General features: G+C 60.5%; 20 protein-coding genes. 9 read left to right on the top strand and 11 right to left on the bottom strand.

What is annotated here, in order from left to right:
- Nucleotides 1–14: 14 nt before the first annotated feature.
- The 4 genes from EOS_RS12905 to EOS_RS12920 are packed head-to-tail and all read right to left on the bottom strand — an operon-like array spanning nucleotide 15 to nucleotide 8,474.
- Nucleotides 15–4,172: a sulfite reductase subunit alpha gene (locus tag EOS_RS12905; protein ID WP_047847030.1), complete on the bottom strand. Its 4,158-nt coding sequence runs from the start codon at nucleotides 4,170–4,172 to the stop codon at nucleotides 15–17.
- Between the two features lie 40 nt (nucleotides 4,173–4,212).
- The gene (gene nirD, locus EOS_RS12910; protein WP_047847031.1) at nucleotides 4,213–4,560 is read right to left on the bottom strand and encodes a nitrite reductase small subunit NirD; all 348 of its coding nucleotides are present in this window, start codon (nucleotides 4,558–4,560) and stop codon (nucleotides 4,213–4,215) included.
- 31 nt (nucleotides 4,561–4,591) lie between these two features.
- The gene (gene nirB / locus EOS_RS12915) at nucleotides 4,592–7,132 is read right to left on the bottom strand and encodes a nitrite reductase large subunit NirB (protein WP_047847032.1); all 2,541 of its coding nucleotides are present in this window, start codon (nucleotides 7,130–7,132) and stop codon (nucleotides 4,592–4,594) included.
- 13 nt (nucleotides 7,133–7,145) lie between these two features.
- Complete coding sequence (locus EOS_RS12920) at nucleotides 7,146–8,474, bottom strand: MFS transporter (protein WP_047847033.1); 1,329 nt, start codon at nucleotides 8,472–8,474, stop codon at nucleotides 7,146–7,148.
- Between the two features lie 614 nt (nucleotides 8,475–9,088).
- On the opposite strand from EOS_RS12920, the gene cobA reads away from it, so the two are divergent.
- From cobA to EOS_RS12945, 5 genes are all read left to right on the top strand, one after another.
- The gene (gene cobA / locus EOS_RS12925) at nucleotides 9,089–9,901 is read left to right on the top strand and encodes a uroporphyrinogen-III C-methyltransferase (RefSeq protein ID WP_047847034.1); all 813 of its coding nucleotides are present in this window, start codon (nucleotides 9,089–9,091) and stop codon (nucleotides 9,899–9,901) included.
- Between the two features lie 124 nt (nucleotides 9,902–10,025).
- On the top strand, nucleotides 10,026–10,601 hold the full coding sequence (locus tag EOS_RS12930) for an ANTAR domain-containing response regulator (protein WP_047847035.1): 576 nt from the start codon (nucleotides 10,026–10,028) through the stop codon (nucleotides 10,599–10,601).
- 10 nt (nucleotides 10,602–10,611) lie between these two features.
- On the top strand, nucleotides 10,612–11,763 hold the full coding sequence (locus EOS_RS12935) for a CmpA/NrtA family ABC transporter substrate-binding protein (RefSeq protein ID WP_047847036.1): 1,152 nt from the start codon (nucleotides 10,612–10,614) through the stop codon (nucleotides 11,761–11,763).
- Between the two features lie 303 nt (nucleotides 11,764–12,066).
- Nucleotides 12,067–13,380, top strand: a complete 1,314-nt coding sequence (locus tag EOS_RS12940) for a YihY/virulence factor BrkB family protein (RefSeq protein WP_047847037.1) — start codon at nucleotides 12,067–12,069, stop codon at nucleotides 13,378–13,380.
- Nucleotides 13,381–13,991: 611 nt separating this feature from the next.
- Nucleotides 13,992–15,173, top strand: coding sequence for a porin (locus EOS_RS12945; protein WP_047847038.1), 1,182 nt, complete (start codon nucleotides 13,992–13,994; stop codon nucleotides 15,171–15,173).
- A 267-nt stretch (nucleotides 15,174–15,440) separates the two neighbouring features.
- Here the strand turns inward: EOS_RS12945 and EOS_RS12950 are convergent, their stop codons facing one another.
- The 7 genes from EOS_RS12950 to EOS_RS48035 all read right to left on the bottom strand — a co-directional run bounded on the left by EOS_RS12950 (nucleotide 15,441) and on the right by EOS_RS48035 (nucleotide 22,015).
- A complete protein-coding gene (locus tag EOS_RS12950; RefSeq protein ID WP_047847039.1) occupies nucleotides 15,441–16,313 on the bottom strand; it encodes a proteasome-type protease in 873 nt (290 codons plus the stop codon).
- Nucleotides 16,314–16,535: 222 nt separating this feature from the next.
- Nucleotides 16,536–17,333, bottom strand: coding sequence for a transglutaminase family protein (locus EOS_RS12955; RefSeq protein WP_047847040.1), 798 nt, complete (start codon nucleotides 17,331–17,333; stop codon nucleotides 16,536–16,538).
- A 23-nt stretch (nucleotides 17,334–17,356) separates the two neighbouring features.
- Nucleotides 17,357–18,310, bottom strand: coding sequence for an alpha-E domain-containing protein (locus EOS_RS12960; protein WP_047847113.1), 954 nt, complete (start codon nucleotides 18,308–18,310; stop codon nucleotides 17,357–17,359).
- A gap of 91 nt (nucleotides 18,311–18,401) precedes the next feature.
- The gene (locus tag EOS_RS12965) at nucleotides 18,402–19,808 is read right to left on the bottom strand and encodes a circularly permuted type 2 ATP-grasp protein (RefSeq protein WP_047847114.1); all 1,407 of its coding nucleotides are present in this window, start codon (nucleotides 19,806–19,808) and stop codon (nucleotides 18,402–18,404) included.
- Between the two features lie 553 nt (nucleotides 19,809–20,361).
- A complete protein-coding gene (locus EOS_RS47035; RefSeq protein WP_160312491.1) occupies nucleotides 20,362–20,538 on the bottom strand; it encodes a hypothetical protein in 177 nt (58 codons plus the stop codon).
- A gap of 595 nt (nucleotides 20,539–21,133) precedes the next feature.
- Nucleotides 21,134–21,604, bottom strand: a complete 471-nt coding sequence (locus EOS_RS12975) for an HU family DNA-binding protein (RefSeq protein WP_047847042.1) — start codon at nucleotides 21,602–21,604, stop codon at nucleotides 21,134–21,136.
- 180 nt (nucleotides 21,605–21,784) lie between these two features.
- Nucleotides 21,785–22,015, bottom strand: coding sequence for an endonuclease/exonuclease/phosphatase family protein (locus EOS_RS48035; RefSeq protein WP_235442799.1), 231 nt, complete (start codon nucleotides 22,013–22,015; stop codon nucleotides 21,785–21,787).
- A 180-nt stretch (nucleotides 22,016–22,195) separates the two neighbouring features.
- On the opposite strand from EOS_RS48035, the gene EOS_RS47040 reads away from it, so the two are divergent.
- The 4 genes from EOS_RS47040 (at nucleotide 22,196) to EOS_RS44390 (ending at nucleotide 24,092) form a co-directional block, all read left to right on the top strand.
- On the top strand, nucleotides 22,196–22,546 hold the full coding sequence (locus tag EOS_RS47040) for a hypothetical protein (RefSeq protein ID WP_160312492.1): 351 nt from the start codon (nucleotides 22,196–22,198) through the stop codon (nucleotides 22,544–22,546).
- A gap of 50 nt (nucleotides 22,547–22,596) precedes the next feature.
- The gene (locus tag EOS_RS12990; protein WP_047847045.1) at nucleotides 22,597–23,220 is read left to right on the top strand and encodes a LysE family translocator; all 624 of its coding nucleotides are present in this window, start codon (nucleotides 22,597–22,599) and stop codon (nucleotides 23,218–23,220) included.
- Between the two features lie 291 nt (nucleotides 23,221–23,511).
- Nucleotides 23,512–23,676: a hypothetical protein gene (locus tag EOS_RS47045; RefSeq protein ID WP_160312493.1), complete on the top strand. Its 165-nt coding sequence runs from the start codon at nucleotides 23,512–23,514 to the stop codon at nucleotides 23,674–23,676.
- A gap of 254 nt (nucleotides 23,677–23,930) precedes the next feature.
- Nucleotides 23,931–24,092, top strand: a complete 162-nt coding sequence (locus tag EOS_RS44390; protein ID WP_031363615.1) for a DUF1328 family protein — start codon at nucleotides 23,931–23,933, stop codon at nucleotides 24,090–24,092.
- Nucleotides 24,093–24,126 lie beyond the last annotated feature (34 nt).

Consider the following 24,126-nt stretch of genomic DNA (forward strand, 5'->3'; position numbering starts at 1 on the left):
GGACCGTGCGGGACTTAATAAACGTCCCGCACATAACGCTTGTCCCTGACCAGCGCACTGACGTATTCCTGGGCTTCTTCGTCGCTCATGCCACCCTGTCGGGCAACGACAGACTTGAGCGCGGCGTCGACATCTCTCGCCATGCGGCTCGCGTCGCCGCAAACATAGAAATGCGCACCCGCTTCCAGCCACGACCATAGCTCAGCGCCATGCTCACGCATGCGATCCTGCACATAGATCTTGTCGGTCTGGTCGCGTGAGAAGGCAAGATCGAGACGGCTTAGCAAACCCTTGCGACGCATCTCGTCAAGTTCATCGCCATAGTAATAGTCCGTGGCGGCATGCTGTTCGCCAAAGAACAACCAGTTGCGGCCGGTGTCGCCTCGCGCAAGACGTTCATGCAGGAAACCGCGAAACGGGGCGACGCCGGTGCCGGGGCCAACCATGATCATCGGTGCATCGCCATGATGGGGAAGACGGAAATGCGCGGACTTCTGGACGAACACCGGCACGCTGACATCGTCCGCACGATCCGCGAGAAAGGTCGAGGACACGCCCTTGCGCTGACGCCGTCCATTGTTATACCGGACCGCCGAAACGGTCAGATGTATCTCGTCGGGATGCGCTCTCGGGCTCGATGCGATCGAGTACAACCGCGGCTGCATGCGCTTTAGCATGCCGACGAGTTCCGTGGCTGACAGCGCAACCGGGAATTCATGCAGCACGTCGGCCAGTTGCTGACCCCACAGCCACTTCTTCAGGTCCGCTTTGCGATCCTCGCTGAGCAGTTTGCTCAACGCGCTGTTGCGCGTCCGGGCCGCGATGAATGCCAGCGTATCGTGATTCGGCCGCGCAATTTCATAGTGCTTGCCGAGCGCATCGGCTAGACGCATCTCGCCGGCGCCGGTCACGTTCACAGCCGTGTCGGCGGATAGGCCGCTCAGGCCGATGAGTTCATCGACCAGTTCGGGACAGTTGCTCGGCCATACGCCGAGCGCATCGCCAACCTCGTATTCAAGACCCGAGTCCGCCGTTGCCAGCGAGAAATAACGCGTGTCCTTCGTCGCACCATGCTTGTTGAGCCGCAGATTTTTCACCAGCCGCGACGCCGCCGGATGAGTCTTCGAGGGTGAGATGGCCGGAATCATTCCGTCTGCCGGGACCGCATGCAGCGCCGCATCTTCTTCCTTGATCCGCGCGACGATCCGCTCGAGCCACGCGTCTGCAGCGGGCTGGAACTCGGCATCGCAATCGACACGCTCCAGCAAACGTATCGCTCCGCGCTCGAGCAAACGCGCATCGAGTTTGCGGCCATGACCGCAGAACGCATCATAGTTGCGATCGCCAAAAGCCAGCACGGCATAGCGCACGCCATCCAGACGCGGTGCATTATCGGCGCTGATTCCCGTCCAGAAACTCTGGCCATTGTCGGGAGCATCGCCGTCGCCGAATGTGCTTGTCATCAGCAGCACGTATTGCGCTTTCTCCAGACCCGATACCGCATAGTCGGCCATGCACGAGGTCCGTATTTCAAAGCCGGACTCCATCAACTGGGTCGCGTAACGCTCGGTCAACGATTCGATGTTCCCCGTCTGCGATGCCCATAACAAAACGACTTTCGGCCGCGCCCGCGCGATCCGTACGGAGGACTCCGCGGTAGTCGCTACGGCTGGCGTCGGCACAGCCGTTTCCGCACGGCTGAAGAGACCAGCGAGGACGCCATCAAGCCAGAGCCTTGTCGTCGGGACCACGGGCGCACTGAGCGGCAACGTCGGCACACCACCAGCTGCGCGGCCCTCGGTCGAGCGCAGGCCACTTATAAAACCTGCGACGTAGGTACGTTCCGTCTCGCTGAGTTCGGGCGCCGGCGTTTCCGCAATACCGAGCAGCGTGGCAAGGGCATCAAGACGGGACATGTCCAGTTCCTGTGTCGGACGGGCGTGAACAGCGGTAATGGGTTCGGATCGTTCCGGATCAGCGGCGTCATCACGCGTTTCAGGATTCTCTGCGCCTATTTTTGGCGCCACGCGACTGAGCGCAACGGCGCAGAACTTGAATTCGGGCTGCTGCGAAATCGGATCGATTGCGTCATTCGTGACGCTGTTGATGCAAAGCTCTTCGCCGAAGACATCGTTCCAATGCATCGGGGCAAAGCAGTTGCCGGCGCGAACCCGGTCCGTCACGACCGCGGGCAGCACGGCACGGCCGCGGCGCGAGCGAATCTCGACCGCGTCCTTAGTCTCAATGCCAAGCGCCGTCGCATCTTCGGGATGAATCTCCACGAACGGAGCAGGATTCAGCTTGTTCAGCATCGGCACCTTGCCGGTCTTGGTCATGGTGTGCCACTGGTGCTGCAAGCGCCCCGTGTTCAGCACGATGGGCCGTTCCATGTCCGGCATTTCGGCCGGCGCCACATGCGGGCGACCGAAGAAAACAGCCTTGCCGCCGGGCGTGGGAAATGCGAGGCGCGGGCGGCTGCCGTCGGGCATTTGCGTGAGCGTCTGGCTCACACCGTCGTTGATATAACGAACCGGATTGCGATCAGCCGCAACGTCCGGTGCGCAAGGCCATTGCAACGGCGTTTCTCGCAGGCGCTCATGGCTCGCACCGCGCAAGTCGTAGCCCGTCTTGAGATTCGACGCCCGGGTGATCTCGGCGAAAACCTCATCCGCCGATGCATAGCTGAACGCATCGGTGAAACCCATTTCACAGGCCACGCGCGCGATGATCTGCCAGTCGGGCAACGCAGCGCCCGGCGGCTCGATGGCTTTCCGCATGAGCGTCATGTTGCGCTCGGAGTTGATCATCACGCCTTCGGCCTCGGCCCAAAGCGCGCCGGGCAGAAGGACATCGGCGTAACGATTGGTCTCTGTGTCGAGGAAAGCATCCTGTGTAATGACCAGCTCCGCGGCCTGCAAACCCGCAATCACGGTCTGCCGGTTCGCCACGCTCGCGACCGGATTGGTGCAGATGATCCAGCAGGCCTTGATCTCGCCCGTGGTCATCCGGGAGAACATGTCAACGGTGCCTTGCCCGAGCGAAGTCTTGAGCGTGCCCTTCGGAATGCCCCACAGGTCTTCGATAAAAGCCCGGTCCTCTTCCACCAGCACCGAACGCTGGCCGGGAAGCCCAGGTCCCATGTAACCCATCTCGCGCCCGCCCATCGCATTGGGCTGCCCGGTGAGCGAGAACGGCCCGCTACCGGGACGGCATATCTTGCCGGTGGCAAGATGCAGGTTGCAGATGGCGTTGGTATTCCAGGTGCCGTGTGTGCTCTGGTTGAGACCCATGGTCCAGCAGCTCATCCACTCGGGCGCCTCGCCCATCCATTGCGCCGCGCGACGAATATCGGCTTCGGGAATGCCGCTGATGTCAGCGACCTTGTCCGGTGAATAATCGTCGAGAAAGGCGGGCATCGTGTCCCAGCCTTCAGTCGATTCGGCGATGAAACCAGCGTCCGTATGTCCGTTCCGATGGAGCAGATACAGCAGGCCGTTGAGCAACGCGAGATCGGTCCCCGGCTTGATCTGCATGAAGAGGCTGGCTTTATCGGCGGTCGCGTTGCGGCGCGGGTCCACCACGATCAGCTTCGCGCCGGCCTTCACGCGGTCCATCATGCGAAGGAACAGGATCGGATGGCAGTCGGCCATGTTCGCGCCGATCACGAAAAACAGGTTAGCTTTATCGATGTCCTCGTACGAGCCCGGCGGTCCGTCGGCGCCCAGCGAAAGTTTGTAGCCGCTACCGGCACTCGCCATGCAGAGTCGCGAATTGGACTCGATATTGTTGGTGCCCACAAACCCTTTCGCGAGCTTGTTGACAAGGTATTGCGCCTCGATCGACATCTGGCCCGACACATAGAACGAGAGCGCGTCCGGGCCGTGTTTGTCCAGCAGATCGCGCAGGCGCCGGGCTGTGTCCGTGAGCGCTTGCCCCATGGACAGCGGGACCGGGTCCTGGTCGCGTTCATGCCGAATGAAGGCATGCTCCAGACGGCCGGATTTGCGCAGGACCACATGCGCCGACGACCCTTTGGTGCACAGGCGCCCGAAGTTGGCCGGATGCTCCTTGTCGCCGGACACCTTGACCACCTGTCCTTTCTCGACGTGCAAGACCATGCCGCAACCAACGCCGCAGTACGGACACACGGTTTTTACGTCGCCGGAAATCATGCCGAAATCATGCCCAATACGGCAGATGCGCTTACCGTGCTCATACCGCGACCCATACCTGACCGTCCTCCACGCGCGCGGCAAAGGCGTTGACCGAATTCCCCGGTATCTCGAGGCATTCGCCGGTGCGCAGATCGTAGTGATGCTTGTAGATCGGCGATGCCACCACAATACGATCGCCCAGATTGCCGATCAATCCACGCGACAGTACCGACGCCTTCGAGCCCGGATCGAAGTTGTCGATGGCGAACACGCTGGGGTTGCCGTCGGCGAGATGAAACACGGCGACCTGCTCGCCCTTGATGAGTGCGCAGACGCCGGTGTTCGGCACGATATCGTCGAGTGGGCACACGGACACCCAGGATATCGGGGTTCGATCGTAGTTCATGATGATGTCCTTGGTATGAGTCGCGTGCGCTTCAAACCGTCTCGACAACGACGGGAATATCGATCAGCTTGAATTTCCGTTCCGCCGGCGTCGCGGGGCGAATCTGGCCACGCTCTTCGAAAAAACTCACGTTTGTATCGGCTTCATCGCTGTTGACGAAATGCCGGAAGCGCTTGCGGGTGTCGGGATCGTTCACGGCCTTCTTCCACTCGCATTCGTAGCTGTCGACTACCTGCTGCATCTCCGTTTCGAGTTCTGCGGCAAGCTGAAGCTTGTCGTGCACCACGACATCGATCAGGTACTCGAGCCCGCCTTCGAGGTTGTCGCGCCACACGCTGGTGCGTTGCAGCCGGTCCGCGGTACGGATATAAAACATCAGGAAGCGGTCGATGTATTGAATCAGCGTTGCACTATCTAGATCCGATGCAAGCAGCTCGGCATGGCGCGGTTTCATCCCGCCGTTGCCGCATACATAGAGGTTCCAGCCCTTCTCCGTTGCGATCACGCCGATGTCCTTGCCCTGCGCTTCCGCGCATTCGCGCGTACATCCCGAGACACCGAACTTGATCTTGTGCGGCGTGCGCAAACCCTTGTAGCGGTTTTCTATATCGATTGCGAGACCGACCGAATCGCCCACGCCGTAGCGGCACCAGGTCGAGCCGACGCACGACTTCACGGTACGCACCGACTTACCGTACGCGTGACCGGATTCAAAGCCGGCCGCGATCAGATCTTCCCAGATCAGCGGCAACTGTTCAACACGCGCGCCAAACAAATCGACGCGTGCGCCGCCCGTAACCTTGGTGTACAAGCCGTACTTTTTTGCGACCTGACCGACCGCGATCAGACCATCGGGCGTGACCTCGCCGCCGGGCATCCGCGGGACGACAGAATAGGTGCCGTCGCGCTGAATGTTTGCGAGGAAGTAGTCGTTCGAGTCCTGCAAGCTCGCATGCTCTTTCTTCAGCACGAACTCGTTCCAGCACGATGCAAGAATCCCGGCGGCTGCCGGTTTGCATATATCGCAGCCGAGACCGCGACCGTGCTTCGCGAGCAACTCGCCAAACGTTTCGATGCGCTCAACACGCACCATGTGATAAAGCTCCTGCCGCGAGTACGGAAAGTGCTCGCACACATGGTTGTTGACCGCGAGGCCCAGCTTCTTCATCTCGGCCTTCATCACCTGCGTGACAAGCGCCACGCAACCACCGCACGAACTGCCGGCCTTGGTCGCGGACTTCAACGCGCCAATGCCGGTCGCACCCGCGCAGACCGCTTCGCAAATCTGCCCTTTCGACACGTTGTTGCACGAGCAGATCTGCGCGGCGTCCGGTAGTGCATCGACGCCAAGGCCAGGCTTTTGCTTGCCGTCGGAGGAAGGGAGAATCAGGAATTCCGGTGCTTCAGGCAGCTCGATGCGGTTCAGCATCATCTGCAACAGCGTGCCGTATTCGTCCGCGTCGCCGACCATCACACCGCCGAGCAGATACTTGCCGCACTCGGACACGACCAGCTTCTTGTAAACCTGCTTGCGTTCATCGCTGAACTGGTACGCGCGGCTGCCCGGCGTCTTGCCGTGTGCATCGCCGATACTCGCCACGTCCACACCCATCAGCTTCAGCTTGGTGCTCATGTCCGCGCCGGTGAACCCGGCCTGCTCGCCCAGCAACTGCTTCGCAACCACACGCGCCATGTCATAACCCGGCGCTACCAGCCCAAAGACCTGCCCGTTCCAGAGCGCGCATTCACCGATCGCGTAGATATCGGCGTCGCTGGTGCGGCAGTTGTCGTCGATCACAATGCCGCCGCGTGCACCGACCTCGAGGCCGCTGACGCGCGCGATCTCGTCGCGTGGACGGATGCCGGCGGAGAACACGATCATGTCGGTGTCGAGATGGGTGGCGTCGGCGAACTGCATCCGGTGCGTACCGTCCTCGCCGTCGACTATCGCAACAGTATTCTTCTGCGTATGAACCGTCACGCCCAGCTCTTCGATCTTGCTGCGCAGCACGCGCGCGCCACTGTCGTCGACCTGCACGGCCATCAGGCGCGGCGCGAACTCGACCACGTGCGTCTCCAGCCCCATGTCGCGCAACGCCTTCGCACATTCAAGCCCGAGCAATCCGCCGCCCACGACCGTACCGGTCTTCGAGCGCGTACCGCATTCCTTCATCGCTTCAAGGTCTTCGATGGTGCGGTACACGAAGCAGTCGCGGCGCTCGTTGCCCGCAACCGGCGGCACGAACGGATAAGAGCCGGTGGCGAGCACGAGTTTGTCGTAGGCCAGTACCTCGCCGGTCGACACCGTCACGGTATGCGCCAGGCGATCGATCGATACCGCCTTCGCATTAAGTTCGAGCCGCACGTTCTCGCGTTCGAAGAATCCCGGCTCGACGAGCGAGAGGTCCTGCGCCGATTTTCCGGAGAAGAATTCGGACAGATGCACGCGGTCGTAAGCCGGCCGCGGCTCTTCGCACAGCACCGTGATATCGAACCCGTGCGATGCATTTTCAGCGAGGCATTCGAGAAGTTTGTGGCCGACCATGCCATGGCCGATGACGATGATTTTCATGATCAGGACACTCTCAATTGGCAATGCTGTTGTTGACACCCAATGCATCTGCACGCAACGCGGCTTCGCGTGCCTTGTGCTCGGAGCTAAAGCGCACCGCGAGCGCGCACAGTGCGGACGCCGTGACCAGCACGCCGAGCATGGCCAGCGTCTGTTGAACGCTGCCGAAGCCCTTCATCAGGAAACCCGCGGCCACTGCACCCACATTGCCGCCGGCTCCGATGATCCCCGCCACGCCGCCAAGCGCCTTGCGGTCGATGAACGGCACCAGCGCGTAGGTCGCGCCACACGCCATGTGCGTGAACAGGCCGAAGCTCAGCATGGCGACCACGGCGAGCGCCACGCTGTCAGCGTGCGAAAACCATATCAAGCCAAGGCCCTCCCCTGCGATGAGCGCGAACAACAAAGTCGAACGAATCTCAAGGCCGCGACGTGCAGCGGCTTTATCCGATACCCAGCCGCCGAGTGCACGGGCAAACAACGCGAGCAATCCAAAGCTGCCGGCGGCGAGGCCAGCGGCTTTCAGCGACAGATGGAAGTGATCGACGTAATAGACGGCGGCGATGTTATGAATAAACACTTCGACGCCAAAACAAGCTGCATAGGTGATGAAGAGCATCCACACGCGGTAGTTCGCGCAGGCCGTGCGAAAGCTCGCCCAGCCGCCCTTCTTGCCGCCATCGATTGCGATGCCTTGCGTGCGCAGTTCCGTGAAGTTTCCTTGCGGGCAATCCTGCGTGAAGCGCCAGTAAAACAAGGCCATGACCGGCATGGCGAGCGCTGGAACCACGAGCGCAAGACGCCATCCAGACGACTCGCCTGCACCGAGCGCAAGCATGCCCGCGAGCAGCAGCGGCACGAACACTTGCGCGGCGCCTGCCCCGGCATTCCCCCAGCCGGCGCTGGTTGCGTTAGCCGTGCCGACCACGTTTGGCGCGAACATCACCGACGTGTGGTACTGCGTAATAACGAAGCTCGCACCCACCGCGCCGATACCCAGGCGGCACAACAGGAAGCTCGTGTAACCGCCGGAGAGCGCCGCGCCGAGCACGGGAAACGCGCCCAGGAGCAGCAGTCCCGTATAGACCTTGCGCGGACCGTAGCGGTCGCACATCGGGCCGATAACGAGCCTTACCAGGATCGTCGCGGCGACTGCGGCGATGTTGATATTGGCAACCTGGTCGATGGAGAGTCCGAACTCGCGCTTGATCAACGGCATCAATGGCGCGCACGCGAACCACGCGAAGAAGCAGACGAAGAACGCCATCCACGTGAGGTGGAAAGCACGCATCGGCACGGTGCGCAGGGTGAAGAGATCGATCCGGGTTGCTTTGTCTGCCATTGTCTTTCCAGAAAACAAAACGGCGCCCCGTGAACCCAGCCAATGACTGAGTTCAGGGGACGCCGTTGTCCAAAAAGCCCGTCACGGGCCGCTGCTGAAACCTTGCTATGAAACCGGACCGTCGTTGATCCAATGGATGTTCTAAAGGCAAGCGCCATGCCATGCGCGACAGGTCCATATCCGGCGGGGCTTTGCACCGACAAGCACCTTCACGGCGCATTTTCAGCCGGCTTGCCGCGATGCATTTTGATGCAACGAAGCACATTCACGGTGCGGTGCAGCACTGTTGGCGTGCGAGGGGATCGGCGCCGTGCTTGCTTAAAAGGACTCACGGAGAATGATGGCAAAGGCTGCGTTCAAACCACCTTGTATAAGGGGCACGGCTAGCGGCTCGTCATCCGCAACGTTCACCGGCGAGTGCGCTATAGCGACACTCGTCTGGCCTGGATATTGCCTATGTCTGGTTGTGCGCGGCAACGATGCCGGGCACATGAACCATAGTCTTATCGATTGAATGCCGGTAGACACCGGCAACCCAGGACAACGGCGTCCCCTCGTGCAAGAGCACGGGCGGATGCCGTTTTTGCGTTGGCGCGTCGCCAAAGGACATCACGATGACAACTGGCAAGGTCACCTTGCTTAGCGCCGGTCCCGGCGATCTGGACCTGCTCACCATCAAAGCCGCCAAAGCATTGGCAGCGGCGGATATCGTGTTGCTGGACGATCTCGCTAATCCCGGGATCGTGTCGCTCGCGCCGCAGGCTCGCGTGATTCGCGTCGGCAAGCGCGGCGGCTGCAAGTCGACACCGCAAGCGTTCATTCAGCGGCTGATGCAACGCTATGCGCTCAAGGGCCTGCATGTGGTCCGCGTAAAGGGCGGCGATGCCCTGCTGTTCGGACGCGCGGGAGAAGAACTCACGGCACTGCGGCGGGCGCAGATTCCAGTCGAGATCATCAACGGCATTTCGTCGGGCTTTGCTGCGGCCGCGAGTCTTGGCATATCGCTTACGCATCGCGAGCATTGCCAGGGCGTCACCTTCGTTACAGCGCACAAGCAGGATCATGGCGAGCCTAATTGGGCCGCGCTGGCCGCAACCGGCACAACGCTCGCAATCTATATGGGCATGACGCGCATCGAAAGCCTGTGCCAAGCGCTATTGTCGGCGCTGCCTGCTTTGACTCCTGCAGCGGTTGTTCAATGGGCAGGCACTGCAGCCGAGCGGTGCTGGCTTGGACGGCTGGATCATCTGGCTATCGACGCGGTGAAGGAAGGCTTGGGAAGCCCCGCCGTGATCCTCGTTGGCAATGCGGTCGGCGAAGCGGTAAATTGGGTGACTCACAAGGAGAGCAGCGCTTTTGCCGTGGCTGAGCAAACCTCCTTCAACGCGTGGCAAGACAATGCGGAAGCGGTAGCGCATGCAGCCTGACTGGTGCGATCCGCATCGTGCCGCGCGCGAGAAGACGTCGACAAGCGCCCCGACAACCCGCCGGTCACCGCCGGTCATCATTGCGGCCGGCCGAATCCACATGAAATCTCCCGGCGCTTAACCCATGCTTCGCGTGCTTCTCGTCACCGATACCGACAAACCGATTGGCGATCTTCGCCAGGCACTCGCACGCCTCGGCTACGACATGCTGGCCGAGGTAGCGACGCCCGCGGCATTGCCGAAGGTGGTGGAAGAGCAGCGCCCGGATGTAGTTATCATCGACACTGAATCGCCTTCACGCGATACGCTCGAACAACTCGCCGTGATGAACGAAACCGCGCCGCGGCCGGTCCTGATGTTCAGCAACGACGGCGACCAGCAACTGATTCACGCGGCGGTCAGTGCGGGCGTGAGCGCTTATCTGGTCGAAGGCCTGGAGGCGTCGCGACTTGCGCCGATCCTCGAAGTTGCTCTCGCGCGTTTCGCACGCGAGGTGCAACTGCGCCAGCGCCTCGCCGAAGCCGAGAACGAACTAGCGGACCGCAAGCTTATCGATCGGGCCAAACGCCTGTTGATGGACCGGCGCAAGATGTCCGAACCCGAGGCGTACGCCACCCTGCGCAAGCGCGCGATGGATCAGGGAGTGAAGCTTGCCGAGGTCGCGCGCCAGTTGGTATCGATGACCGATTTATTAGGGTAGCCCGTATAACATGAACACGCCCAAAGCCGCTTCACACAGCGCCGCCAACAAGCCCGAGAAGACCCACATCCGTCTTGGTTTCGTGGCGCTGAGCGATGCCGCCCCGCTGGCCGCTGCCAAGATCCTCGAGTTCGGGCATAGCCACGGACTGACGCTGGAACTGTGCCGGCAGCCTTCCTGGGCGGCCGTGCGCGACAAGCTTTTGTCCGGTGAAATCGACGCGGCGCACGCGCTTTATGGCCTCGTGTACGGCGTGCAACTGGGCATCGGCGGACCGCAGGGCGACATGGCCGTGCTGATGGTGCTGAACCGGAATGGCCAGGCGATCACGCTGTCGAACCAGCTTGCTGAAGCGTTTAACCAAAGCGGAAATCTGAAGCAGGCGCTTGCCTCGCTAGGCCGTCCTCCTGTCTTCGCACAGACCTTTCCGACCGGCACGCATGCGATGTGGTTGTATTACTGGCTCGCAGCTCTTGGCGTGCATCCCTTGCGCGACATTCGCAGCGTCGTGATTCCGCCGCCGCAAATGGTCGATGCGCTCGCCGAGGGCCAGCTCGACGGCCTGTGTGTCGGCGAGCCGTGGAACGCGGTTGCCGAAGCGCGTCAGGCGGGAAGAACCGTAGCGGTCACGAGCGAGATCTGGCCGAACCACCCGGAAAAAGTCCTTGCCAGCCGGCGCGATTTTGTCGCCCTTTATCCCAACACGGCACGCGCGCTGGTCCAGACCATGCTCGAAGCATGTCGTTGGCTCGACAGCCCCGCGCATCGTGCCGACATCTCCACTTGGCTAGCAGCGCCCGAGTTGATCGGCGTGCCGCGGGAGCTGATCGCGCCGCGACTGCTCGGCGACTATGACGTTGCGCAATTCCCGAAGCGGCCATTACCCGTCAGCTTCTTCGATGAAGGTGCCGTCAACTATCCACGCCCGTCCGATGGCCTGTGGTTCCTCACGCAATATCGCCGATGGGGTTTGCTGAGCGGCAATCACGACGACGCCGCGATTGCATCGGCGATCAGTCAGACGGCTTTGTATCGCGAGGCTGCCGCGTTAGCGGACGTTCGCGTGCCGGACGAGATCCGCGCCGACGTGTTGATCGACGGACGAATCTGGGACGGACAAGATCCGGCCGCTTATCTCGACGGGTTCGCCGTGCGCGCCTGACTGCGCCACGACCACGCTCACTCCGCCTGCTGCATGACACGCCGGCTTCCGCGTGCCGATTGAAAAACGAGGTGTACGCGACGTAGATCAAACTCGACGATTGGTAACGAAAATGCGTTCTTCTACAGGCATCCGAACGGCCTATGAGCCCGCTTTTGATTGCCAAGATGCGATGGGATGACGGATGCTTCATGGTCTTGGCACGCGATGGTTTCATCGGAAGTTTGCCGGCCGTGGAACGCATCGTGCTCGGACGGATTAAAAACCGTCAAGACCATTACCATCATCGAAGTTGAGGTTGCCATGAGCACGTTGTCCACCGAGAAAATTCAGGCTGCAGTGAAAAAGGACGCGTCCTGGGCGATGGGCGCACTCAGGAAATTCGGCGAGGACCGCTGTGCGGCAATGGCCGCGAGCATTGCGTTCTACTCAGCGTTTTCGCTCGCGCCAACGCTGGTCATGGTGATCGCGGTGGCAGGCTGGGTGTTCGGGGCCGACGCGGCGCGCGGCCAGTTGTTCCACCACGTCAACGGCCTCCTCGGCGATCAGGCTGCGGCGAGCGTGCAAAGCATTGTCGAGAATGCACACCGCAGCGGCGGCACCGGGGTGGCCGCCGTGATCTCGTTTGTGTTGCTGGCGGTGGGTGCATCGGCGACATTTTCATCGCTCAACACCGCGCTGAACCTCGTGTGGCCGCTTGCCGGCGAGCAGAAATCGAGCGTTTTCGCGTTGGTGCGGGTGCGGCTGATCTCGTTCGGCCTGGTGTTGGGCGTGGCGTTTCTACTGATCGTCTCGCTCGTCCTCGACACCGCCATCCAGGCCGTGGGCAAATGGCTTTGGGGCGATTCGTCGCTCGTGATCATCGGCGACGTCGCGCAACTGGTAGTTGGATTGGTGATTCTCTCGCTAGCGTTCGGCGCACTCCTGAAGTTCCTCCCCGACGCCCGGGTGCAATGGCGCGACGCGCTGGTGGGCGGGGTTGTCGCGGCGATCTTGTTTTCCGTCGGCAAAAAGCTGTTTGCGTTCTACCTGACACACGCCGGCACGGCGAATTCGTTCGGCGCGGCGGGTTCACTCGCGGTGTTGCTGATGTGGTTGTTCTTCTCGGCAGCGGTGCTGCTGCTTGGGGCGGAGTTTTCAGCAGCGCGGGCGCGCTTGCACGATCCACGCGGGGCGTGGGGCCAGCAAAGCGGCAGGGTCCCGCCGGGCAGCCGCGCCAAGATTGGATCGATGCTGGCAGGCTCGACGGTCGCCTCAGCCGCAGCCACAGCCGATGCAGCCAGTACAGGGGCGGCGAAAACCTTCACCGTGGTCCCGGGACGCGCGCGGGCGTCGATTGAACGACGCGCTGAGCACTCGCAGCACCTGACGACACAAGCACGCAAAAGGGTGTCGGCGTTAAGCACCGCATTGAATCTGAGCCGCAAGCTGGCCCGCGCGGAGACGGCCGCCACGCGGGTCACCGCGCGGGCCATGCTCGATTGCGGACGCAAGGCGGTGCGGGCAAATGATCTGGTGAAACGCCATCCGTGGCGCGCGGTGTTGCTGGCCGGAGGCGCGGGTTTGACGCTCGCGCTGTTATCGGGACGCGACCAGCCGCCGCCAAACGGTGAATAAGGCATGAACAGGCCGAATCCGACCAAGTTGTGCAGCACTGGTGCGGTGCGAAACACGGCAGCTTTTCGTGTCAGAAACTTGACTTTTGGAAAACCGCATTTAGCCGATCACGGCCGGAGCGCGTTGCAGGTTTGTTGCGCTGGTTGCAAGAATCAGGTCTATCCCGGAACAATCGCGTCGCTTAGGTACAACACAATCGCGTGGTCCACGACAGCCATTGCTCATCGGACCCGCTGATCCGCCTGTAGGCGCAAACCCTCGCCGCGTCACGCGTAGCGCTTCCCTCAGGCGGCAAAAGGCCTTCCTCATGGACGCTCGCGGTGTACCCGGCGTTATAACGCCGAATTAGTAAAAAACTAGTAAAAACCGGCCATTCCAGCAGAACTAAATTCATTAAAAGGAACTTTTAGCGAGTGCCTTTGTCCGCGCACTTTCACTAGATGAATCAAGAGCTAAACCCTTGATAGGCTTGCCTTACAAGACCGCATACCGCGTCGCAAAAAGTGTCTTTTTTTTGAGACATGTTTTAATTTTTCAGTTCTTAAGTTTTGTAACGCTGCGTTATTCTCTGCGCCGGCAACAACGAATTTAATCCTAGCGTGGAGAACCTGATGAAACGTTTCGCACTGACTTCCCTTTCGCTGGCACTGCTCGGCACAGCTGGCGCGGCTCACGCGCAAAACAGCGTGACCCTGTATGGCGTGATCGACGCTGGTCTCATTTATGTCCACAATGCGAGCGGCAACGAGAAGCAGGTCGGCACAAGCAGCGGCAACCTGTCCGGCGATCGCTGGGGCCTGAAAGGCCAGGAAGACCTGGGTGGCGGCTTGAAGGCAATTTTCCAATTGGAAAACGGCTTTGACGTCAACACGGGCAAGTTGAACCAAGGTGGTCGCGAATTTGGTCGCCAGGCATTCGTCGGTTTGACGGCTGACAAGTACGGTACGGTCACGCTCGGTCGCCAATACGATCCGCTCGTCGACATGGTGCAAGGCATCACGGGCGACAACTACTGGGCGTCGATCGTCGGTACGCCGGGCGACGTCGACAACTACGACAACAGCTCGCGTGTAAACAACGCCGTGAAGTACGTTTCGCCGAACTATGCCGGCCTGCAATTCGAAGGCATGTATGGTTTCAGCAACGGCGCTGGCACGACGGGTCAAGGCCAGACGTGGAGCGGTGCAGTTGCGTATAACAACGGCCCGTTGGGCTTGGCTGCCGGTTACTACTACACGAGCAACCCGAGCGCAGGCCGTACGGCTGCAGCAGGATCGAACTGGAATAGCCCGTCGTCAGATTCGATCTTCGACAGCCCGATCAACAATGGCTACTCGTCGGCTCACTCGATCGCCATCGCTCGTGCAGCAGCTCAGTACGCTATCGGCCCGGTAACGTTCGGCGCTTCGTACAGCAATGCGAAGTACCGCCCGGACGGTTTCTCGGCATTCACGTCGACGCAGACGTACAACGTCGGCAGCGCGTTCGTGAACTACCAGGTTACGCCGGCGTTCCTGGTCGGTACTGGCTACACGTACGAGAAAGCTAGTGGCGACACGGCTGCTCATTACAATCAGGTCGGCATCGGTGCGGACTACACGCTCTCCAAGCGCACGGATTTCTACGCACTCGGCGCTTACCAGAAAGCAAGCGGCACGCAAGCAACGTACGTCACGAATGGCGGCGTAACAACTCGCGTGACGCAAGACGCGCAAGCTTCGATCGGTTCGTTCGGCTTCGCCGGTACGAGCAGCCAGGAAATGGTGATCGTCGGTATCCGTCACAAGTTCTAAAGCCGGATCCGGCGCGCGGCATTTCACCGCTCAGCGCGCCGATTTCGACTACGGTTCAAAAACAGCCATCGGCTTCGTTGATGGCTGTTTTTTTATGTGCGCCGGGAAACGGTCACTGGGTTGCTGCGATGACCTTTTGAAAAGCAAAAACAGAAACGGCCCAATCGGCGTAAGCCGATTGGGCCGTTTCTGTTTTATTCAGGCCACCTATCTCATCGAGCCCACGGCATCCGGCAGCGGGCCTTCAAACGTCCACGCGGAACCCAATCAATGCTGCCCTCGCCCGCTTTCCGTCGGTTGCATCAGCGTCTGAAACGGTGGCGCCGACGTATCCGGTTCGGCGCGCAGATCGTTGTTGGTCAGGCGCGGCACGTTCGATACCGTTTCGCGCTCCCGCAGCGGCACGTTGGCGGGATCGGCCCAGGTCGGATTCGGAATCTCACCGAAAATCTGCCGCAGCCTTTCACCCCAGGTGCGATGAATCATCTGGAAATACTGGTTGTCGTTATCGATTGTGGAGAAGCGCGTGACCCGCAGCGCGTCCTTTTCATATACGAGCAGATCGAGCGGCAATCCGACTGACAAATTCGAACGCAGCGTGGAGTCCATGGACACCAGCGCGCATTTCGCGACTTCGTCCAGCGGCGTGGCAGGTGTGACAACACGATCGATGATCGGTTTGCCATATTTCGATTCGCCGATCTGGAAATACGGGCTCACCAGCGACGACTCCACGAAGTTGCCCGCGGAGTAAATCATGAACAAGCGCGTATTCGCCCCGCGGATCTGGCCGCCGAGGATAAAGCTGCAATTGAAGTCAACGCTGAATTCCGCGAGCGTAGCCGCATCTCGCCGATGTACTTCGCGCACCGCATCGCCCACCAGCCGCGCCGCTTCCGCCATGGTAGGCGCGTTGTACAGCGTGGTCTTGTCTTCGGGGGCCGGTTCCGACAGCAGTTGCATGACTGCCTGTGTCAGGGCGAGATTGCCCGCTGCGAGCAGCACGAGGACGCGGTCACCGGGCTGTTCGAAGACCGCCATCTTGCGGGCTGCGCTCACATGGTCGACCCCGGCATTCGTGCGTGTATCGGACAGGAACACCAGTCCCTCGTCAACGCGCATTGCCACGCAATAAGTCATGCGTCCAATTCCTGAAAGAAGCAAATCCGTATTGTAATCGCCTTGATCGTCATGATCTCGGCCAAGCGCCATAACCGCGCCGCATTCCGCTCGCCGTATTCCGCCATAAGGTGCTCCAACACGGCCGCCCCAGCTCACCTCCAATATATATCGGCAGATGGGGCGTGCGGCTTGAATGTCACCGCATCGGACGAGCGGGAACGACACGGGCGCGGCGGACCGCTACTGGTCGGCTGCTGCCTGCACCGAAACATCCACGCTCATGCGCTCTTCCTTGCCGCCCACGCGCGAACCGCGCACGGGCGCGGCCGCTTCATAGTCGCGCGCAACCGCGAGCCGGCAATACCGGCCGCTGGCGAACGCCGTGTGCGTGACGTCCACCGACACCCATCCGTCGTCGATCCACACATCCACCCACGCGTGGCTAGCGGCATGCGGAACATCGCCCGGATCGATGTATCCGCTCACATAACGTGCCGGCAGACCTCGCGCGCGACAGCACGCCAGCATGATATGCGCGTGATCCTGGCACACGCCGTTACCGAGCTCCAGCGCCTGGGCAGCAGTGCTCTTGACTTCGGTTACGCCCGTTTTGAATTGCACCCTGGCTTCGATATTCTCCGCCAGCGCAATCAGCGCCGACGGTGAATCGAGCTTGGGCACCGAGTTCGCGAGTTCGCGAATCATGGCGTCCGGTTCGGTCAGAGCGGTCGCACAGGTGTAATGCTGGAGCGGAATCCGGCCGGGACCGTCGTTCAGGCGGCCGTCGTCGAGCAACGTGGTTTCCACCTGGCCGGTCACGGAAAGGTGAATCTCCATGTGGGGTTTCGTCAGCACCAGCGTATGCAGCGTGTTGGCGTAGGCGTCGCGCGTGACGTCGAGCTTGCCCACGGTATCGATATTCCAGCGCCGCACCATCTGCGCCGACCCATTGGCGGGCGTCAAACGCAGTTGCTGGATGGAGTACTGCACGGGCACGGCGTAGCGGTAGCTCGTGTGATGACGAATGGTCAGAAGCATGATGGTTTCCAGGACGGATGCGTTCAGGCAAGAGGCAACATGAGGAAGGTGCGCATCACGCGAACACCTAGCTCATCGACCCGTTTCAGGAATTGCGTCAGATAGGCGTGCACACCGGTCTCCAGGATCTGGCGGATATCCATGTACAGCACGTCCGCGCGCAACTTGCCGGCGAACCGCTCACACTCGTTCGAGCCGCTGGTTCGCAGCTTGTCGAGCGTCTCGCAGACGCCATCCAGCGACGCCAGCAGCGAGCGCGGCATCTGCGAGTTGAGAATCAGCAACTCCACTACCCGCGACGGCGTCACGACATCGCGATAAACCTTCCGATAGATTTCCAGCGCCGACACCGAACTCAGGATCGAGGTCCAGTAGTAGAAGTCTTCCAGTTGACGCGCGGCTTCACGCGAGTTCGGTTCGGCATCGGCGAAACGCACGTCGAGAATGCGCGCCGTGTTGTCCGCGCGCTCCAGGTACATGCCGAGCTGGATGAACCAGAAGGCGTCGTCCTGAAGCGCCGTGCCGACCATCACGCCGCGACATAGATTCGAGCGGTACTTGACCCATTCGAACAGCATGTCCGGGCTCTTTTCGAGCTCTCCCGCGGCGAGTTTTTCGCCGAATTCGAGCCACGTGAAATTGATGGTCTCCCACGCCTCCGTGGTCAGGGTGCCACGCACGGCGCGCGCGTTTTCGCGGGCCGCATGCAGGCAGGAATTGATGCTCGACGGATTGCCGGTATCGGCGACCATGAAGTGCAGCATGTCCTCGCGCGAGTCCGAGCCCGGGAAACGCTCCTCAAACTTCGATTCGAGTTCCGAAATACGCAGTACCGAGCGTTGTGCACGCGCCTCCTGCTCGGGCGTCTGCGGCAGCAGCATGCCCTTCAGGTTGATATCGAGCATGCGTGCGGTATTTTCCGCACGCTCCATGTAGCGAGCCATCCAGAAAAGGTGATCGGCTGTGCGGCTTAGCATCATGATGGCGTTCCGTTGTAGTGTGGCGCGCGCGGGCGCAGCGCTTGGAACCGCGCCCGTGTGTACTGTCCTGATGTTGTCCCGGTGGCGGTTAGTCCACCATCCAGGTGTCTTTCGTGCCGCCGCCCTGCGACGAATTCACGACCAGCGAACCCTCCTTCAACGCCACGCGAGTCAGGCCGCCGGCGGCCATCGTCACTTCTTTGCCCGACAGCACGAACGGCCGCAAGTCGATATGGCGCGGCGCGATACCCGATTCCACGAAGGTTGGGCACGCGGAGAGCGCCAGCGTCGGCTGAGCGATATAACCGTCCGGTCGCGCGATCAGGCGTTCGCGGAACGCCTCGATTTCCGCTTTCGTCGATGCCGGCCCGACCAGCATGCCGTACCCGCCCGCGCCGTGAACCTCCTTCACGACCAGCTCGGGAAGATGCGCGAGCGTGTAGGCGAGATCGTCGGGCTTGCGGCACTGGAACGTGGGCACGTTGTTCAGGATCGGCGTTTCGCCGAGATAGAACTCGATCATGTCCGGAACGAACGGATAGATGGATTTGTCGTCGGCGATACCCGTGCCCATCGCGTTGGCCAGCGCCACGCGGCCGGCGCGATACGACGTCAGCAGCCCCGGCACGCCGAGCGCCGAGTCCGTGCGGAACGCGAGCGGGTCCATGAAGTCGTCGTCCAGCCGCCGGTAGATCACATCGACGCGCTTCGGCCCTTGCGTTGTGCGCATGAACACGTAGTTTTCATCGACGAAGAGATCCTTGCCCTCGACCAGCTCCACGCCCATTTGCTGCGCGAGGAACGAGTGCTCGAAGTACGCCGAGTTGTACATGCCGGGCGTGAGCACAACCACGTTGGGATCGTCCACGCCGGCCGGGGCGATCGAGCGCAGCGTTTCCAGCAGCAGGTCGGGATAATGCGCGACCGGCGCGATGCGGTTCTGCACGAACAACTCGGGGAAGAGCCGCATCATCATCTTGCGGTTTTCGAGCATGTACGACACGCCGGACGGCACCCGAAGGTTGTCTTCCAGCACGTAGAACTCGCCCGCGTCGCCGGCGCGCACTACGTCCACGCCTGCGACGTGCGCGTAGACATCGAGCGGAACATCTACGCCCTGCATTTCGGGCCGGTATTGCGCGTTCGTGTACACCTGTTCGGCGGGAATTTTGCCTGCCCGCACGATGTCGTGATCGTGATAGACGTCGCGGATGAACATGTTCAGCGCACGCACTCGCTGTCGGAGGCCCGCTTCGAGTTTGCGCCATTCGTCGCCAGGGATGATGCGCGGAATCATGTCGAAGGGGATCAGGCGTTCGGTGCCTGACAGATCGCCGTTCACGGCAAACGTGATGCCGACACGCCTGAACAGCAGATCGGCTTCCGCGCGCTTGCGCGCGATGGTTTCGGGGCTTTGAGTAGAAAGCCACCGGGAGAAACGTGCGTAGTGCGCCCGCACGGTTTCCTCGTGACGCATTTCGTCGTAGATCTGCATCTGTGCGTCCTTTTTTGATCGCGGCCTGAGGCCGCCTTTGCGTGGAAGTGCTGACTCGATACCGCTCATCAAGCCGGGCCACGCCTTGTCCGACGCTTAGGTAGTTTCAGTATCTACAATTAAGCAACAGACGTGCCATTTTTTTTACTACTTGTTTTTCCTCATTGTTTTGGCGGGCTTGATGGCATTTTGCTTCAAATGGGTGCGGGGTGGGGAGCGGTATTGCTGATAGGGCTGGGGGATGCTCTTTTTTGGTGCAGCGGGAGCGCTCGCGCCGGTGGACGGGGTTTTGGTTTTGGTTTGGGCTTGGCCGCGGATCGGGGCTTCTAGTCGCGGTTTTGTTGCTGCTTGCCGCAGCGGGCCACTCAGGTCCAAATCTGATTTTTAGTCTTCATTGGTCCCTGTTCGGGACGAGCCTTTCCGGTCCGTTGGTTTGGGTCGGTGCCGGGTTGCTGCTTTCGGCCTACGCGGTCTGCATGAGTTGGCTGTTCTCTTTATCACTATTGGCCACTGTGCGTGGCAGCCTCAGGTCAGTCAATGTGGTCATGGCCTGCTACGTGGTCTGACCCATGTCCATCAGCGTGTGGGTGAGGCGTTGTATCGAGTCGTAGTAGTTCGGGTTCGACGGCATCATGTGCTCGGACTTGTGCGCCATGTTCGCCTGCGTGCGCCCGACAATGGACGCTGTGGCCTGCGAGATTTCAATCGACCCCGCGACGTTGCGGAACATGGTGACGAACGCCGAAGTGTCTGTATTCCCCGATGCTTCAGCGTCAGGTAAGCCAGCGTGGTGATCGGCCGAACAGGAGCTCGATGGCGATGGCTTGCGAACTTCGCATGATCATCAAGCGCCTTGAAGTCGATGTTCGGCATCAGGTGATACGTATAAGCAACTTTCTGCTCAATCTTTTCGTCGGCATCCCCATCGATGAACTGCGAGCGCTCGCTCGCGCGAATTCCGCTCAACGCGATCAGCTTATCGCGCGCTTCGGCGCACGTTCTCCCCTCGCCTCCTTCGCGCCGTCCAGCGCTTCGATTCACGCATCGTCGACTATGAAGCGAGCTGCCAAAGCGAACCGGAACCATCGACGGTTATTCTCGAAGAGTCGGTCTGGTCAAGACCGCGCGCTACGCTTTGCATTCAGCCGCGCGAAACCCGATCCGAACCGCTGTTTACACGTCATCCAACCCGTTCGACCGCTGTTGATGTCCAGTCCCGCACACAAAAAAATGGCCGGTTTCCTCGCGGAAACCGGCCATTTTTTTCGACTACGGTTCGCCCCCACACCTGCGCTGCCATAGTCCTGCGATGCTTTTCCGTCAGCTTAGGCTGCGGCGTCCTTCAACTTCTTCAACGCACGTGCCTTGATGCGCACGCTCGCCGGCTTCGCTGCAAACCAACGGTCTTCACCCGAGAACGGATCCTTGCCAAAGCGCTTCTTCTTGGCCGGCACGACTTGCGCCGAAATCTTCAAGAGGCCCGACAGCGTGAACTCACCCGCGCCCTTCTTATGCACGGCGCCGAGGATGGTGTCCTCGAGTGCCGACAGAACAGCCTTGACCGCTTTCAGGTCGACAGTCGCACGGTCCGCCAGATGCGCGGCGAGCGATGCCTTCGTGAACGTGTCCTTGATCGGCGACAACGTTGCCGTCGTCTTCACCGCTGCTTTCTTCGCCACAGTAGCCGGCGTCGATGCAGCCTTCTTGGCAGCGACTTTCTTGACGGGTGCTGCTGCAGTCTTCGTTGCAGTTTTGGTCGCAGCTTTCTTGGCAGCGGTTTTTGCGGAAGTCGGCATGTTTCTCCTACCTGTTGAGGTCAGTGTTTTTAGAATACGGCTGCGTGAGTGCATCCGTATCAACGCCGGATTCTACAAGCGACATTGAACTTCGTGCGAGTCTTTTTGTGTTTCTAACCTGCTTTTCAAGGGGTTTTCGTTACGAGCGTCATTTTTATAGCGACACGGATAGCTCCGCGATCAACGGATAGTGATCCGATGCCACCCATGCAAGCGGACTTCGATGCACGTCGACACGCGTGGGAAAAGTCCATCGATCTCCGCGAGCATCGCCGCGATGCGTTCAGGCGCGAGCTTGCCGTCGAGACCGACCGCACCATGCACGTTGTACGTCGCGATCCGGATGCCTCGCGAAGGTGTCGACTTCGCACCGCGCATGTCTTCCATACGAACCTCGTGCATCGATGTCATAGGCTCACCTCGCATAAAAGCGGCCCCAGCCCCGGCCAACTGCAAGACGGTAGGTCGCGATCATGAGCGTGATGCTCGGCGGCATCAGGCAATACTGGTCGTGTATCGGCATCCTTGAGCAATCGATGCAGCCGTACGCTTCGGCATAACCATCGTCGGCGCCTTCACGCGTGAGTCTCAGTGGCTGTCGATATCCCAGCCGAGGATAAGCATCGTTCGCGGCGCTCGCGCGATCGCTTCACGCACCACACGAAAATGATCGGAGCCATCGATCAGCAGACTAAAACGATCAGCATGCCGAACGCTGTCGCAATTGCGGTCCGGTTGAAAAAACGCTTCGGGTTTGAACGGATTCGCCGCGCGCGAACAGAACGCGATGTTGGATGGATCGTGCCGATGAAGCCAGGGTTCATAAAACGACTTTTGCAAACGTCCTACCAACTAAACGCTGCGCAAAACCCCGCCCCCACCGTACAGGAAATGATCCACTTATCTGTACCGGTACTGTACAGATCGCATCTCATACACTGACGCTACCGAATCTATCGGTCCGCTCTTGTTCTTGGCTCTTGGGAAACACCATGCATCTCGACACTGCCGCCTTACTGACCGCACTCCCGGCCGCGGTGCTGTTCGCACTCGTCACCACGATCACGCCCGGTCCGAACAACACCATGCTGCTCGCGTCGGGTGTGAACTTCGGTTTGCGCCGCACGGTGCCGCACATACTCGGCATCAGCGTGGGCGTAGCCATCCTGATGATGCTCGTCGGTCTCGGCGTGGCGCAGGCGTTTGCGCGTTTCACGTGGGCTTACACGGTGCTTGAAACCGCAAGCGTTGCCTACCTGCTGTATCTCGCGTGGAAGATCGCAACGTCGTCGACCATGCAAGTTCGCGACGGCGAACGCCGGCCCATGCGTTTCATTGAAGCTGCCGCGTTTCAGTGGATCAATCCGAAGGCATGGATGATGGTGCTCACGGCCGCTACCACCATCCATCTACACACGAGTTTTTCGCTGAACGCCGTCTTGATGGCGATGGTGTTCATCGTAATCGGATTGCCGTGCATCACAATCTGGGCCGCGTTCGGCACATCGATGCGCCGGTTGCTCACGCAACCGCGCTGGCTGCGTGTTTTCAACTGGACAATGGCCACGCTGCTGGTGCTGTCTTTGTATCCGATCGTAGAGCGCGCAATCGCGTGATGCACGTACCTGCGTAATTGCGTAATCAGCGGCGCGAGCGTTGCATTGCCGGCGGTGTGATTTAACAATCCGTGCGTTCAGATCCAGCCTATTTTTTTGTGAGCGGCGCATACTGGTTGTTGCCTGCCGTCGCGCAAAATATGCAGCCTGATTGCAACTTTGGCCTTAAAAAAAGCGGCAAGAAATGCGCACACTCGGTTATCCGGGGGATCGACAGGCATGTATGAAGCTTGCTGCCCGATCAACTCGCGCCATGTTGGCGCGGCTTTGAAATCTCCCAAGGAGTACGCCATGTCTGGAGCAAACCGGCCGTCCGGTCCCGCAACACGCAAGTCCCTTGATCTCGCGGATCAAATCGAACGCGATGAACTCGAGAACAACCTGCCGGACGCGCTAAATCACGCCGACGAAGACGACCTCGACGACGAACCCGACACCGGCAAGCCCCGCCGATAACATTTTTCTCCCTTCTTCCCGCGCCTCCGGGCGCGTCATTCAAGGCCGCACTCGCGCAACGCAGTGCGGCTTTTTTGCAGGTGGATGTTTTGAGCCCTATTTACTGATATCGAGCGCCTTGGGCACGGCGGTTGCTCTAAATTCGGTCGCCATAGAACACGTTTTGCATAGCGGCCCAGTTCAGGCAGACAAGGCGGCGGGGCGTCAAGCCAGCACGCAAACCAAACCGATAATCGACCCCTTTGGAGGGCTTCATGCTTCGATACGCTGTCATCTTTTTCATCATCGCGATCATCGCCGCGTTTTTTGGCTTCGGCGGTATCGCGAGTGGTGCAACCGAAATCGCGAAGATCCTGTTCTTCATCTTTATCGTGATCTTCCTGGCAACGTTGCTGCTCGGCGTATTCCGGCGATGAAGCACGTGCTCCGGGGATTGAGACGATCCGCGGG

This window comes from Caballeronia mineralivorans PML1(12) (genome assembly GCF_001028175.1).
In the GTDB taxonomy this organism is placed as follows: Bacteria; Pseudomonadota; Gammaproteobacteria; order Burkholderiales; family Burkholderiaceae; genus Caballeronia; species Caballeronia mineralivorans.

Coding starts and splice junctions, on each gene's coding strand:
- EOS_RS48035 (WP_235442799.1), bottom strand. CDS start 22,015: ATGACATCGATGCACGAGGTTCGTATGGAAGACATGCGCGGTGCGAAG.
- EOS_RS12950 (WP_047847039.1), bottom strand. CDS start 16,313: ATGACTTATTGCGTGGCAATGCGCGTTGACGAGGGACTGGTGTTCCTG.
- EOS_RS12940 (WP_047847037.1), top strand. CDS start 12,067: ATGAGCACGTTGTCCACCGAGAAAATTCAGGCTGCAGTGAAAAAGGAC.
- nirB (WP_047847032.1), bottom strand. CDS start 7,132: ATGAAAATCATCGTCATCGGCCATGGCATGGTCGGCCACAAACTTCTC.
- EOS_RS47045 (WP_160312493.1), top strand. CDS start 23,512: ATGTCTGGAGCAAACCGGCCGTCCGGTCCCGCAACACGCAAGTCCCTT.
- EOS_RS12920 (WP_047847033.1), bottom strand. CDS start 8,474: ATGGCAGACAAAGCAACCCGGATCGATCTCTTCACCCTGCGCACCGTG.
- EOS_RS12945 (WP_047847038.1), top strand. CDS start 13,992: ATGAAACGTTTCGCACTGACTTCCCTTTCGCTGGCACTGCTCGGCACA.
- EOS_RS12965 (WP_047847114.1), bottom strand. CDS start 19,808: ATGCAGATCTACGACGAAATGCGTCACGAGGAAACCGTGCGGGCGCAC.
- EOS_RS12935 (WP_047847036.1), top strand. CDS start 10,612: ATGAACACGCCCAAAGCCGCTTCACACAGCGCCGCCAACAAGCCCGAG.
- EOS_RS12975 (WP_047847042.1), bottom strand. CDS start 21,604: ATGCCGACTTCCGCAAAAACCGCTGCCAAGAAAGCTGCGACCAAAACT.
- EOS_RS12930 (WP_047847035.1), top strand. CDS start 10,026: ATGCTTCGCGTGCTTCTCGTCACCGATACCGACAAACCGATTGGCGAT.
- cobA (WP_047847034.1), top strand. CDS start 9,089: ATGACAACTGGCAAGGTCACCTTGCTTAGCGCCGGTCCCGGCGATCTG.
- nirD (WP_047847031.1), bottom strand. CDS start 4,560: ATGAACTACGATCGAACCCCGATATCCTGGGTGTCCGTGTGCCCACTC.
- EOS_RS44390 (WP_031363615.1), top strand. CDS start 23,931: ATGCTTCGATACGCTGTCATCTTTTTCATCATCGCGATCATCGCCGCG.
- EOS_RS12960 (WP_047847113.1), bottom strand. CDS start 18,310: ATGCTAAGCCGCACAGCCGATCACCTTTTCTGGATGGCTCGCTACATG.
- EOS_RS47035 (WP_160312491.1), bottom strand. CDS start 20,538: ATGTTCCGCAACGTCGCGGGGTCGATTGAAATCTCGCAGGCCACAGCG.
- EOS_RS12990 (WP_047847045.1), top strand. CDS start 22,597: ATGCATCTCGACACTGCCGCCTTACTGACCGCACTCCCGGCCGCGGTG.
- EOS_RS12955 (WP_047847040.1), bottom strand. CDS start 17,333: ATGCTTCTGACCATTCGTCATCACACGAGCTACCGCTACGCCGTGCCC.
- EOS_RS12905 (WP_047847030.1), bottom strand. CDS start 4,172: ATGATTTCCGGCGACGTAAAAACCGTGTGTCCGTACTGCGGCGTTGGT.